Source organism: Massilia forsythiae (assembly GCF_012849555.1).
Taxonomy (GTDB): Bacteria; Pseudomonadota; Gammaproteobacteria; order Burkholderiales; family Burkholderiaceae_D; genus Telluria; species Telluria forsythiae.
Genome location: NZ_CP051685.1, coordinates 226436 through 239471, shown reverse-complemented (window position 1 = coordinate 239471; position 13036 = coordinate 226436). Strand labels below are relative to the sequence as shown.

At 67.8% G+C, this 13036-nt stretch carries 6 protein-coding genes and 1 tRNA gene; 6 read left to right on the top strand and 1 reads right to left on the bottom strand.

Annotation, left to right across the window (positions count from 1 at the left end):
- Positions 1–32: 32 nt before the first annotated feature.
- The 3 genes from ggt (at position 33) to HH212_RS01040 (ending at position 7269) form a co-directional block, all read left to right on the top strand.
- Complete coding sequence (ggt, locus tag HH212_RS01050; protein WP_170205186.1) at positions 33–1871, top strand: gamma-glutamyltransferase; 1839 nt, start codon at positions 33–35, stop codon at positions 1869–1871.
- A 146-nt stretch (positions 1872–2017) separates the two neighbouring features.
- Positions 2018–6340, top strand: a complete 4323-nt coding sequence (locus tag HH212_RS01045; protein ID WP_229217505.1) for a hybrid sensor histidine kinase/response regulator — start codon at positions 2018–2020, stop codon at positions 6338–6340.
- Positions 6341–6429: 89 nt separating this feature from the next.
- A complete protein-coding gene (locus tag HH212_RS01040) occupies positions 6430–7269 on the top strand; it encodes a response regulator (RefSeq protein WP_169433693.1) in 840 nt (279 codons plus the stop codon).
- A gap of 30 nt (positions 7270–7299) precedes the next feature.
- On the opposite strand, the gene HH212_RS01035 is transcribed toward HH212_RS01040, so the two are convergent.
- Positions 7300–9516: a bifunctional SulP family inorganic anion transporter/carbonic anhydrase gene (locus tag HH212_RS01035; protein ID WP_169433692.1), complete on the bottom strand. Its 2217-nt coding sequence runs from the start codon at positions 9514–9516 to the stop codon at positions 7300–7302.
- Between the two features lie 532 nt (positions 9517–10048).
- Between HH212_RS01035 and HH212_RS01030 the strand changes: the two genes are divergently transcribed.
- From HH212_RS01030 to HH212_RS01020, 3 genes are all read left to right on the top strand, one after another.
- Positions 10049–10123: transfer RNA gene (locus HH212_RS01030), tRNA-Arg, on the top strand.
- Positions 10124–10247: 124 nt separating this feature from the next.
- A complete protein-coding gene (locus tag HH212_RS01025) occupies positions 10248–12173 on the top strand; it encodes an ATP-binding cassette domain-containing protein (protein WP_169433691.1) in 1926 nt (641 codons plus the stop codon).
- A gap of 63 nt (positions 12174–12236) precedes the next feature.
- Positions 12237–13019 carry a CAAX prenyl protease-related protein gene (locus HH212_RS01020; protein WP_308633234.1) on the top strand — a complete coding sequence of 261 codons (783 nt, stop codon included), beginning with the start codon at positions 12237–12239 and terminating at the stop codon, positions 13017–13019.
- The last annotated feature ends 17 nt before the right edge of the window (positions 13020–13036 follow it).

Sequence of the window (13036 nt, the reverse complement as noted above, 5' to 3'; positions counted from 1 at the left end):
TGCGCGCGGCCGTACTGACGACCGGAGAATCGATGATGACCTTGCAATTGCCCACCCTTGCCGCCGGCGTGCGCGGCGCCCTGTCCGCCCTCGCATTGGCAAGCGCCTTCGGCAGCGCCCTCGGCGCGGCCGGCACCGCGCTGGCCCAGGATGCGGCGCCGACCGTGCTGCAGCAGGCGCCCGAGGCGGCCAGCGGCTGGCAGGAAAAGGCTGGCTGGGCCGCGCGCAAGTACATGGTGGCGGCCGCCAATCCGCTGGCGGTCGAGGCGGGCTACGAGATGCTCAAGCAGGGCGGCACGGCGATCGACGCCGCCATCGCCACCCAGCTGGTGCTGACCCTGGTCGAGCCGCAGTCGTCCGGCATCGGCGGCGGCGCCTTCTTGATGTACTACGACGGCAAGAAGGTGCAAGCCTTCGACGGCCGCGAGACCGCGCCCTCGAAGGCCGACGAACACCTGTTCCAGCATGCGGACGGCACCCCGCTGTCGCGCAGCGAGGGCATCGTCGGCGGGCGCTCGACCGGCGCGCCGGGCGTGCTGCGCATGCTGGAACTGGCGCACCGCCAGCACGGCAAGCTGCCCTGGAAGACCCTGTTCGCGCCGGCCATCCGCCTGTCGGAAAACGGCTTCGCCGTCAGCCCGCGCCTGAACAGCCTGCTGGCCGGCGACGCCTACATCCGCAAGGACCCGACCGCGCGCGCCTACTTCTATGGACCGGACGGCAAGCCGTGGCCGGTCGGGCACGTGCTGAAGAACCCGGACCTGGCGCGCACGCTGCGCGAGATCGCCGACGGCGGCGCCGGCGTGTTCTATACCGGCCGCATCGCGCGCGACATCGAGGCCAAGGTCAAGGGCCACCCGACCAATCCGGGCCTGCTCAGCGCGGCCGACATCGCCGCGTATCAACCCAAGCTGCGCGAGCCGGTGTGCAACGACTACCGCAGCTATACCGTGTGCGGCATGCCGCCGCCGTCCTCGGGCGGCATCGCCGTGGCGCAGATGCTGGGCATGCTGGAGACGCGCGACCTGAAGGCACTGGCGCCCGCCAACGGCATCCCCGGCGCCGACGCGGTGCACCTGTTCTCGGAAGCCGGCCGCCTGGCCTATGCCGACCGCGACCGCTACGCCGCCGACACCGACTTCGTGCCGCTGCCGGGGCGCGGCCTGCCGGCGTTGCTCGACAAGACCTACCTGGCCCAGCGCGCGGCGCTGATCGGCGCGCGCTCGATGGGCAAGGCGCCGGCCGGCCATCCGCCGGGCGTGGACATGGCCTGGCACTGGGGCCTCGACAATTCGATCGAGGCGCATTCGACCTCGCACGTGGTGGCGGTCGACCAGTACGGCGCCGGCCTGTCGATGACCACTAGCGTCGAGGATGCGTTCGGCTCGCGCCAGATGGTCGACGGCTTCATCCTGAACAACCAGCTGACCGACTTTTCCTTCGATTCGGCTGATGCCAGCGGACCGATCGCCAACCGGGTCGAGCCGGGCAAGCGCCCGCGCAGCGCGATGAGCCCGACCATCGTGTTCGACAAGCAGAGCGGCAAGTTCGTGGAAGCGGTGGGTTCGCCCGGCGGTCCCCTGATCATCAACTACGTGGCCAAGGTGCTGGTCGGCACGCTGGACTGGGGCCTGAACATGCAGCAGGCGATCGCGCTGCCCAACTTCGGCAGCCGCAACGGCCCGACCGAGCTGGAAGCGGGGCGCTTCCCGGCCGCCGAGGTCAAGGCGCTGCAGGCGCGCGGGCACGCGGTGCGCATCGGCGAGCAGACTTCCGGCCTGCAGGGCGTGGCGCGGATCCAGGTGCACGGGGTGCCCTTGTGGTTCGGCGGCGCCGATCCGCGCCGCGAAGGTGTGGCAAAAGGCGACTAGATTGTAGATAAAAACGTATTTATTCAACGCAAAGGCGGCAAGCTTTGTTAATCTTGCCGCGTGGACATTGAACAATATACGCTGATGATCGCCGCCGATCGGCGCACTTTCCCCATTCACCGCCGCAGCCTGGCGGCCGGCCGCGCATGACGCGCCCGTACCCGCTTCCCGGCGCCCGCCTGCGCCGGATGGCGGCGGCCTGCCTGGCGCCGCTGCTGCTCCTTCGCCTGCTCCTGCTTTCCATGCTGCTGCCGCTGGCGCCGGCCACGGGGGCACCGGTGCCGACGCTGCGCTTCGAGCACCTGTCGGTGGAAGACGGCCTGGCGCAGGAATCGGTGCTGGCGATCGTCCAGGACCAGGACGGCTTCATGTGGTTCGGCACCCAGTCCGGGGTGTCGCGCTACGACGGCTACCGCTTCACCAATTTCCGCAACGTGGTCGGCGACCGCCGCACCCTGGTCAACAACTGGGTGCGGGTGCTGTACGTCGACCGCAAGGGCCGGCTCTGGATCGGCACCGACGGCGGCCTGGACCGCTACGAGCCGCTCACCAACGCCTTCACCCACTTCCAGCCGCGCGAGCCGGCCAAGCGCGGCAACGGCAACCGCCATATCCGCGCCATCCTGGACGACGGCAAGGACGGCCTGTGGCTGGCCACCGCCGATGGCCTGCAGCACTTCGACATCGCCAGCGGCGCCTTCACCATCTGGCACCACATTCCCGGCGTGCCCGACAGCCTGGCGTCCGACAGGCTGACTTCGCTGGCGCTGGACGCGCGCGGGCGCCTGTGGATCGGCACGGCGGCCGGCCTCGACAGCCTGGGGCCGGAAGGCGGCGCCTTCGGCCATCACCCTTCCGCGCGCGGCGGTCCGCACGACGACATCAAGGCGCTGCTGGTGGACGCCGGCCAGGGCCTGTGGGTCGGCAGTTCGGGCGGCCTGGAGCGGCGCATGCCGGACGGCGTCCTCCCCGACGGGCGCACGCCGCGCGGCTTCGGCGCGGCGCAAGGCATTCCCGCGGGCGAGATCAGCGTGCTGTACCAGGACGCCGAGCGCCAGGTGTGGGCCGGTTCGCACGACCACGGCCTGTTCCGCTGGCTGCCGGCGGCGAACCGCTTCGAGCAGCATCCGCACCGCATCACCGACAACTACAGCCTGGGCGACAACCAGGTATCGGCGCTATACGGCGACCACGTCGGCACCTTCTGGGTCGGCACCTGGTACGGCGGCGTGTCGCGCGCCGACATGGGCGGCGGCGGTTTCGCGCGCATCGTGCGCGGCGCCGACGTGCCGGCCGCGCTGGAAGAAAACAAGGTGCGCGGCATCGCCGCCGACGCCGCCGGCAAGCTGTGGCTGGCCACCAACGGCGGCCTGCACCGCTTCGACCAGGACAGCGGCCTCGAGACCACCTACCGGATGGCGCCGGCGGCGGCCGGGCTCACCGGCGACGCCATGGCCACCGCGGTCGCCATCGGCCACGACGGTGCGATCTGGGCCGGCGCCGCCAAGGGCCTGGCGCGCTTCGATCCGAAGAGCGGGCGCATGACGCGCCGCTCGCTCTCGGGCGACATCGACGCCAACTACGTGCGCAACCTGCTGGTCACGCGCGACGGCATGCTGTGGATCGCCACCCGCGGCGGCCTGCACCGGCTCGATCCGGACGGCGGCGCGCTGGTGACGTACCAGCACGACCCGGCGTCGAGCGCCAGCCTGTCCGACAACGTGGTGCGGCCGATGCTGGAAGACCGCAACGGCCGCCTGTGGATCGGTACCTTCGACGGCCTCGACCTGCTGGACCGCGCCACCGGCAAGTTCCGCCACTTCCACCACGACCCCAACGATCCGGCCAGCCTCAGCCACGACGAAGTGCACTACCTGCTGGAAGACCGCCACGGCACGCTGTGGGTCGGCACCGCGGTGGGCCTGAACCGCATGGTGATCGGTCCCAACGGCATGCCGCGCTTCCAGCGCTACACGCGGCGCGACGGCCTGGAAGACGACGCGGTCGCCGCCATGCTGGAAGACATGGACGGCTACATCTGGGTCAGCACCTCCAGCGGGTTGTCGCGCCTGGATCCCGCCAGCGGCGGCTGGCGCCACTACAATTCCGCCGACGGCACCACCGAGGGCGCCTATTTCGACGCCTCGGCCCTGCGCACCGCGGACGGCACCCTGTACTTCGGCGGCAACACCGGCATCACCGCCTTCAACCCGCGCGCGCTGCACGACAACCTGATCGCGCCGCGCGCCGTGATCACCGGCCTGCGCATCTTCGGCCAGCCGGTGGAACAGGCGCATCCGGGGCTGCTGTCGGGACCGATCGAGCGCGCCGCCGCGATCACGCTGCCGGCCGCGGATGCGGTGTTCTCGATCGAATTCTCGGCGCTGCACTTCGCCGCGCCGCAGCGCAACCGCTTCGCCTACCGCCTGGCCGGCTTCGACCAGGAATGGATCGAGGCCGACGCCGCCAAGCGCTTCGCCACCTACACCAACCTGGACCCCGGCACCTACGTGTTCCAGGTGCGCGCCGCCAACAAGGACCGCATCTGGAGCGACAGCGCGGCCACGCTGGAGATCACGATCCTGCCGCCGTACTGGAAGACCTGGTGGTTCCGCAGCCTGGGCGGCCTGCTGGCGCTCGGCGTCGGCTACGGCCTGTACCGCTACCGCGTGGACGAGCTGCGCCGCCAGAAGGAGCAGCTGGAACACCAGGTCGGCGCGCGCACCGAGGAAATCGAGCAGCAGAACCGCCAGCTGGAGCGCCAGACCGCGGAACTGCGCGAGCAGCAGCGCCAGGTGCGGCGCCGCACCGACGAACTGGCCCATGCCAACGGCGCCCTGCAGGAAAACGAGGAGCGCCTGTACCAGGCCAAGCGCCGCGCCGAGGACGCCACGCGCCAGAAGTCGGAATTCCTGGCCAACATGAGCCACGAGATGCGCACGCCGCTGGCCGGCGTGATCGGCATGCTCGGATTCGCGCTGCGCGACGGCCAGCTCAAGGATTCCACGCGCGAGCAGATCCTGCGCGGCCAGGCCAATGCCCAGTCGCTGCTGGCGATCATCAACGACCTGCTCGATTTTTCCAAGATCGAGGCCGGCAAGCTGACCATCGAGAACATCGACTTCGCGCTCGACGACACCATCGCGCAGGTGGTCACGCTGTTCGAGGAGCAAGCCGGGGCGCACAGCGTCGGCTTCACCGTGCACCTCGACCACGACTTGCCGCGCTACGTGGTGGGCGACCCGACCCGGCTGCGCCAGATCCTGGTCAACCTGGTCGGCAACGCCTTCAAGTTCACCCACAGCGGCACTGTCAGCGTGCGCGTCGAGCGCCGCCTGGAAGACCAGCAGGATGCGGCGCGCAGCAACATGATCCGCTTCTCGGTCGAGGACACCGGCATCGGCATCGACGCCGACGCGCTGCCGCGCCTGTTCCAGCAGTTCGAGCAGGCCGACGCCACCACCACGCGGCGCTACGGCGGCACCGGCCTCGGGCTGGCGATCTGCCGCCAGCTGGTCGAGCTGATGGACGGTACCATCGGCGCCGTCAGCACGCCGGGTCGGGGCAGCACCTTCAGCTTCGTGCTGCCCATGCCGGACGGGGTGCAGCCGCCGCTGGTCGAACTGCAGCCGCGCCAGCCGCACACCCACTGCCTGCGCGTGCTGTGCGCCGAGGATTACCCGACCAACCAGATCATCGTGCGCATGATGCTGGAAGAGCAGGGCCACCAGGTCGACGTGGTCGACAACGGCCGCCTGGCGGTGGCCGCCTGCGCGCGCACGCGCTACGACCTGGTCCTGATGGACGGGCGCATGCCGGACATGGACGGCGCCAGCGCCACCCGCCTGATCCGCGCCGGCGGCCCGCCCGAGGCGCCGGTGCTCGACCGCCACCTGATGATCGTGGCGCTGACCGCCAACGCCAGCGAGGAAGACCGCACGCGTTACCTGGCGTGCGGGATGGATGCCTTCCTCACCAAGCCGATCGACGAGGGCCAGCTGCATTTCCACCTGACCCGCGCCATCGAGCGCCAGCAGCAGCGCGGCATCGTGCTGGCCCCGATGCCGGCGCAGCCCGCCGCCGCACCCGGCCAGGGTGCGCCCAGCACCGCCGACCTCGACGCCATGTTCGGCGTGTTGACCGGACCGCCGCCGGCGGCGGTGGCGGCGGCGCAGAACGCCGGACGGCGCGCCGGCGACCTGCGCGGTCGCATGCGCAGCGCTTTCCTGTCCGACCTGCCGAGCCGCCGCGCCGAGCTGGAGGCGGCGCTGCAGGCGCCCGACCTGGAGGCCGCCGCACGCCTGCTGCACGGCATGCGCGGCAGCGCCGGCTACCTGGGCGAAACCGAGCTGCACGCCCTGTGCGGTGAGCTGGAACGCGCCGCCGACGGCGGCCGCCTCGACCTGCTGCGCGGCGGCATGCCGCACCTGCTGCTGTTGCTGGCGCGTTTCGAGGAAACCATGGCGTGAACGGCCGCACGGCGCAATCGTGCGCACGCCGGCGTGCTGCCAGGCGATCTGTATAATTTGCCGCAGAACAATATCCTCAGGGAGGCGCCGTGCAAGTCCTGATCATCGACGACGACGTGGTGTCGCGCATGGTACTGATGCACCTGGTCGATACGGCCGGCAGCGCCGACGGCGACTGCGGCGGCCTGGGTGCGGCCGGCAGCGTCGACTTCGACGTGCTGGAAGCCGAGGACGGCGAACAGGCCTGGCAACTGCTGCAGGCCGGCGCGCGTCCGGCCATGCTGTTCTGCGACCTGCGCATGCCGCGCCTGTCCGGCATGGAGCTGCTGGCCCGGATGCGCGCCGACGCGCGTTTCGCCAAGCTGCCCTTCGTACTGGTCTCGGCGGCCGCCGACAGCGCCACCATGGAACAGGCGATGGCGCTGGGCGCCGACGGCTACATCGTGAAACCCTTCGACAGCGCCAGGGTGTGCGCGCACCTGGCGCGCCTGGCGTTGCCGTCGGCGCGCGGGGAGGAGGGCGCCGCCGCCCTCGCCACCTTCGACGAGGAGCCGGGCGCCACCGCGCGCCGCCTGGGCATCGACGGCGCGCGCCTGCTGCTGTACCTGGGCGGCCTGCAGCGCCAGCTGGATGCGGCCGCCGCGGAACTCGCGCCGATGCTGGCGGACGGCCATGCCGGCGCCGTGTACGAGCGCCTGGCGCGCCTGGCCGAAGGATGCCGCATGCTGGGGCTGGACGGTGCCGCCGCGGGGCTGGCGGCACTGCAGGCGCGGCTGGCGCCGGGCACCGTGGAGATGAAGGCTGCAGCGGCCGATGCTGCGTCGAACGCTGTGGACGAGAGCACGCCGCAAGCGCTGTCCGCGGCGCTGGATGCGGCGCGCGCCGCCGTGCTGCGCCAGACCGTGGCGGCGCGCCGCTTGCCGGCCTGAGCCGCGCGGGGCGCGCGCGCCGTCAAGGCATCAGGCCGCCGCGCCGGCCGCCGACGGATGGCGGCGTGCGATGTCGGCGCCCGTGACCGGGGTGCCGAAATCGACCGTCCTGGCGGCGATGTCGTGGTAGGCGCCGACCAGGCCCATCTCGCCGCGCGCGACGCAGCCGCGCAGGAATTCGCTGCCGTCGATGATGTCGGCCAGCGAGTTCTGGATGTTCTGGCGCGTCACCCGTTCCAGCGCCGCCTTGTCGGGCGCGGCGCCGTGCGCACTGCCGCAGCCGCACTGCGCCACCGCGCGCCGGATCTTGCCGGTGATCGCCTCGACGCTGTGGGCATGCTCGTCCTGCAGCGCCAGGCCGACGGCGCCGCAGCTGGAGTGGCCCTTCACCACGATCAGCTTGGCGCCCAGCTTGTGCGCGATCTCCAGGCTGCCGATGATCTCGCGGCTGATCACGTTGCCGGCGATGCGGATCGTCAGCAGGTCGCCCAGGCCGGCGTCGAAGATGATTTCCGGCGAAGTGCGCGAGTCGATGCAGTTGACCACGACGGCCATCGGGTGCTGGCCGGTGGCGGTCGCATCCACCTGCTGTTCGTAGTACTTCTTGGTCCAGCGTCCGCTGCGGAAGCGTTCGTTACCGTCGCGCAGCAGTTGCAGGATTTCCGCAGGGCGCAGCTTGTTCTGCGTTTCCTTGTCGAGGGCGGGCACGAACTGGATCGGGTCCTGCATCTGGTACTTGTCGCGCAGGCCGATCACGTTCAGGCGCACGTTGCGTTCGGCGGCGCTGACGCGGAAATCCTCGATCGTTTCCAGCACGTCGTTGTCGATGTAGTCGGCGTTGCTGGCGTCGATCAGCACCTTGGCGCCGTCCGGCACTTCCCACAGGGCGGTCTTGATGGTGGCCTTGTTCAGGAACGAGACCTGGTTCGGCAACTCCATCTTGATGACGTCGCCGATGTGCAGGCGGTATTGCTCGATCGAGAACGGATTGCGGAAGTTGCTGCGCAACAGGAAGAACAGGCTGGCGGCCAGGCCGATCAGCACGCCCTTCAACAGGTCGGTGAACACGATCGCCAGGATGGTGATGATGAAGGGCGCGAATTGCGACCAGCCTTTCAGGTACATGTCGCGGAACAGCGAGGTCTTGGTCAGCTTGTAGCCGGTGACGATCAGGATCGCGGCCAGGGCCGACAGCGGAATCATGTTGATCAAGGGGCTCAGTGCCACCACGCTGACCAGCAGCAGGATGCCGTGCAGGACCGCGGAGACCTTGGTGCGGTTGTCGTTCTGGATATTGACCGAGCTGCGCACGATCACCGAGGTGACCGGCAGGCCGCCCAGGAAGCCGGCGCAGATGTTGCCCACGCCTTGCGCCAGCAGCTCGCGGTTGGGCGGCGTTTCGCGCTTGTGCGGATCGATCTTGTCGACCGCTTCGATGTTCAGCAGCGTTTCCAGCGACGCCACGATGGCGATGGTGAAGCCGACCATCCAGACGTCCGGATTGGCGAGATGGGCCAGGTCCGGCAGCTGCACGTAGGCGCCGAGATTGTTGGTATCGATCGGCGGGATGTCGACCAGGTGCGCCGGTTCGATCTGCAGCGCCGGGAAGAAATTGTTGAACGCCAGGTTCAGCAGGATGCCCATGGCGACCACGAACAGGGGCGCCGGCAGCAGCTTGACGTTTTTCAGCGGGGTGCGGTCCCAGTACAGCAGCACCAGCAGCGAGGCGGCGGTGATGACCACCGCGCCCGGCGTGATCATCGAGAACGCGTTGGCGATCACGGAAAAGGTGTTTTCGCCGTTGGCCTGCGCGAAGGAAGCGTCGTCGCCGTTGCTGTCGTAGCCGATGGCATGCGGGATCTGCTTGAGGATCAGCAGGATGCCGATCGCCGCCAGCAAGCCCTTGATGACGTTCGACGGCACGTAGTTGGCGATGAAGCCGGCGCGCATCAGGCCCATGGCCAGTTGCAGGAAGCCGGCGATGAGGACGGCCACCAGCAGGATGTCGAAGGCGCCGAGCTTGGTGATCGACGCCAGCACCACCGCCGCCAGGCCGGCCGCGGGGCCGCTAACGCTGGTCTGCGAGCCGCTGGCCATGCCGACCACGATGCCGCCGATAATGCCGGAAATAACGCCCGAAAACAAAGGCGCGCCCGATGCCAGGGCAATGCCGAGGCATAAAGGCAGGGCGACGAGAAATACGACGATACCTGCCGGCACATCGTATTTTAGGGTTTGTGTATTCATGTGGCCTCGCAAACAATTATGAATATGAATCGGCATGCACCCATCGTTTTCGAGCAATGGGAAAAAATGGAAACACGAAAATTACATCAGTTTGCTGACGGCTTGGGTCGATCCATTTCAGTGCATTTCACATGATTTAAGTTGCATCAACCGGGAAATGCACCGAAACGGCGCAGCACGACGATTCCTTCTCCGGGAATTCATCGGGGCAAAATATAACATGTGGATTCCGAGCATTTGTGCAGCGCGCAACAACTTGTTACATTACATTCTGTAATAAAAGGAGGGCTTAAATTACATTCTGTAATAAATGAATCTTTTTAAAAAAGAACGCGCAGAGTTTCTTAGAGAATACAAAAAGAAAAAAGAAAATGGATAAAATCATTCGGCCGGAATATGGATCGTTTTCCAGCGTCGCGAAAAAGAAAATGTGTCGTGCTGCAGGATGCACACATGGGCAGGAACGATGCCATTGGCGGACGATTGTGGTAGCGCCGGCCATCGGGTAGAATAGCCGGCTGCAACAGGGTGTGTCGCCATCGTACAATGGATAGTACAAGGTCCTCCTAAGACTTAGATGCAGGTTCGATTCCTGCTGGCGATACCATCCCCCGTTTTTCTCCCGCCTTTTCCGGCACGCACTGGCAGTGTTGTCGTGCCAGTCGGTACAATGCCCGCTTCATCGACCCTTTTGTCCGCCCGCCGACCGGCGCGCGGCGCTGCTCACGATCATGGCTGTCATCTCCCTTACATCTGCGCAATTGGCTTTCGGCCATGTCGCACTGCTCGACCACGCCGACTTTTCCCTGGAGGCCGGCGAACGCGTCGGCCTCATCGGCCGCAACGGCACCGGCAAGTCGTCGCTGCTGAAAATCATCTCCGGCCGTTCGCGCCTGGACGACGGGCTGCTGGTCATGCAGCAGGGCATCATCATCGCCTACGTCGAGCAGGAGCCGGTGTTCGACCCGGAGACGAGCGTGTTCGACGCGGTCGCCGCCGGCATGGGCGAACAGCAATCGATGCTGGCCGAGTACGAGGCGCTGACCGGCCAGTTCGGCCAGGGCAACGACGACGCGCTGATGGAGCGCATGCACGAACTGCAGGTCAAGCTCGACGCCACCGATGCCTGGAACCTCGGCAACAAGGTCGACACCACGCTGGATCGCCTGGGACTGAACGGCGAGGCGCGCATGGGCACGCTGTCGGGCGGCATGCAGAAGCGCGTGGCGCTGGCCGTGGCGCTGGTGTCCGGCCCCGACGTGCTGCTGCTGGACGAGCCGACCAACCACCTCGACTTCACCTCGATCCAGTGGCTGGAAGGCTTGCTGCGCGAATTCCGCGGCTCGGTGCTGTTCATCACCCACGACCGCCGCTTCCTCGACAACGTGGCCACCCGCATCATCGAGCTCGACCGCGGCCGTCTGCTGTCCTTCCCCGGCAACTTCAGCAAGTACCAGGAGCGCAAGCGCGAACTGCTGGCCAACGAGGAAATCGAGAACGCCAAATTCGACAAGGTGCTGGCCCAGGAAGAGGTCTGGATCCGCAAGGGCGTGCAGGCACGTCGCACCCGCGACGAGGGCCGCGTGCGGCGCCTGGAAGCCCTGCGCCTGGAGCGCTCGGCGCGGCGCGACCAGCAGGGACAGGTGCGACTCGACATCGGCACCGGCGAACGTTCCGGCAAGATCGTGGCGGAACTGGAAAACGTTTCCAAGAGCTATGGCGAGAAAGCCATCATCAAGGACTTCACCGGTACCGTGCTGCGCGGCGACAAGGTCGGCCTGATCGGCCCCAACGGCGCCGGCAAGACGACGCTGCTGAAAATCGTCCTGGGCGAAGAGACCGCCGACAGCGGCAAGGTCAAGCTGGGCACCAAATTGAACGTGGCCTACTTCGACCAGATGCGCGCCCAGCTGAACGAGGAAGCCACGCTGGCCGACACCATTTCTCCGGGCAGCGACTGGGTCGAGGTCAACGGCCAGCGCAAGCACGTGATGAGCTACCTGGGCGATTTCCTGTTCGCGCCGGAACGCGCGCGTTCGCCGGTGAAATCGCTCTCCGGCGGCGAGCGCAACCGCCTGTTGCTGGCGCGCCTGTTCGCCAAGCCGGCCAACTGCCTGGTGCTGGACGAACCGACCAACGACCTCGACATCGACACGCTGGAATTGCTGGAAGAGCTGCTGACCGAGTACGACGGCACCGTGTTCCTGGTCAGCCACGACCGCACCTTCCTGGACAACGTGGTGACCGAAGTGATCGTGTCCGAAGGGCAGGCCCGCTGGCGCGAATTCGTCGGCGGCTACAGCGATTGGGAACGCGTGAAGTCGAGCGCGCCTGTGCAGGTCGCCGCGCCGGCCGCGAAGGCGGGTGCGCCCGCGGCCAGGCCGGCCGAGGCCGCGCCCGCAGTCCAGGCCGCGCCGGCGAAGAAGGTCAAGCTCAGCTACAAGGACCAGCGCGAGCTGGAGGAATTGCCGCAGCAGATCGCCAGCCTCGAGGACGAGCAGTCGGCGATCAGCGCGCTGCTGAACGGTCCCGATTTCTACAAGACCAATCCGGCCGATGCGCGCAGGATCAATGCGCGCTATGCCGAAATCGACGAATTGCTGCTTGACGCGCTGGAACGCTGGGAAAAGCTGGAAGCGCGCGCCAGGGGCGAGTGACGAGCGCGCCACGTGCAATGAATGCAGGCCGGCGCCTGCCGATCAGGCCAAACTAGCGAGCACATGACCGAGCACAACACCGAGCAGCAGGACGAACGGAACCGCGCGCAAGACCGCCGCCAGGCTGCATCGTCATCGGCCGCCGCGCCTGCCGGCGCCGCCGGTGTACCGGCCGAGGCGCCGATGCTCAACCGCGCCGCCTGGCTGCGCATCCTGCCGTTCGCGGCCTACATGCTGTTCATCGTCATCGCCGACGCGCTGGAGCGGCTGGGCGTGGCGCCGGCCGCGCTGCGCTGGCTGTATCCCGTCAAGGTCGGGCTGGTGGCGCTGCTGCTGGCGCTGTTCTGGCGGCACTATCACGAACTCGGGACGGCGCGCCCGGCACTGCGCGCGGCACTGACCGCCATGGCCACCGGCATCGCCGTGCTGGTGCTGTGGGTCAGCCTGGACGCCGGCTGGATGACGGTGGGCTCGTCCCCCGGCTTCGATCCGCGCAATGGCGGCCGCATCGACTGGCTGCTGGTGGCGTTCCGCATCGCCGGCGCCGCGCTGGTCGTGCCCGTGATGGAAGAATTGTTCTGGCGTTCTTTCCTGATGCGTTGGGTCGTTGCGTCCGACTTTGAAACCGTTGCGCCATCTCAAATAACACTCAAGAGCTTCGCGATTACCATCGTTCTGTTCGGCTTCGAGCATAACCTTTGGCTTGCCGGCATCGTCGCGGGCGCTGCGTACAGCCTGCTGTACATGCGCCACCGTACGCTGTGGTCGCCGATCCTGGCGCATGCCGTCACCAACGGCCTGCTGGGCGCCTGGGTGGTCTGGACCGGCAACTGGTCGTACTGGTAAACCTGGCGGGCGCGTTC

Excerpts from the sequence above, each read along its gene's own strand:
- ggt (WP_170205186.1), top strand. The coding sequence starts at position 33 with ATGATGACCTTGCAATTGCCCACCCTTGCCGCCGGCGTGCGCGGCGCC.
- HH212_RS01045 (WP_229217505.1), top strand. The coding sequence starts at position 2,018 with ATGACGCGCCCGTACCCGCTTCCCGGCGCCCGCCTGCGCCGGATGGCG.
- HH212_RS01035 (WP_169433692.1), bottom strand. The coding sequence starts at position 9,516 with ATGAATACACAAACCCTAAAATACGATGTGCCGGCAGGTATCGTCGTA.
- HH212_RS01025 (WP_169433691.1), top strand. The coding sequence starts at position 10,248 with ATGGCTGTCATCTCCCTTACATCTGCGCAATTGGCTTTCGGCCATGTC.
- HH212_RS01020 (WP_308633234.1), top strand. The coding sequence starts at position 12,237 with ATGACCGAGCACAACACCGAGCAGCAGGACGAACGGAACCGCGCGCAA.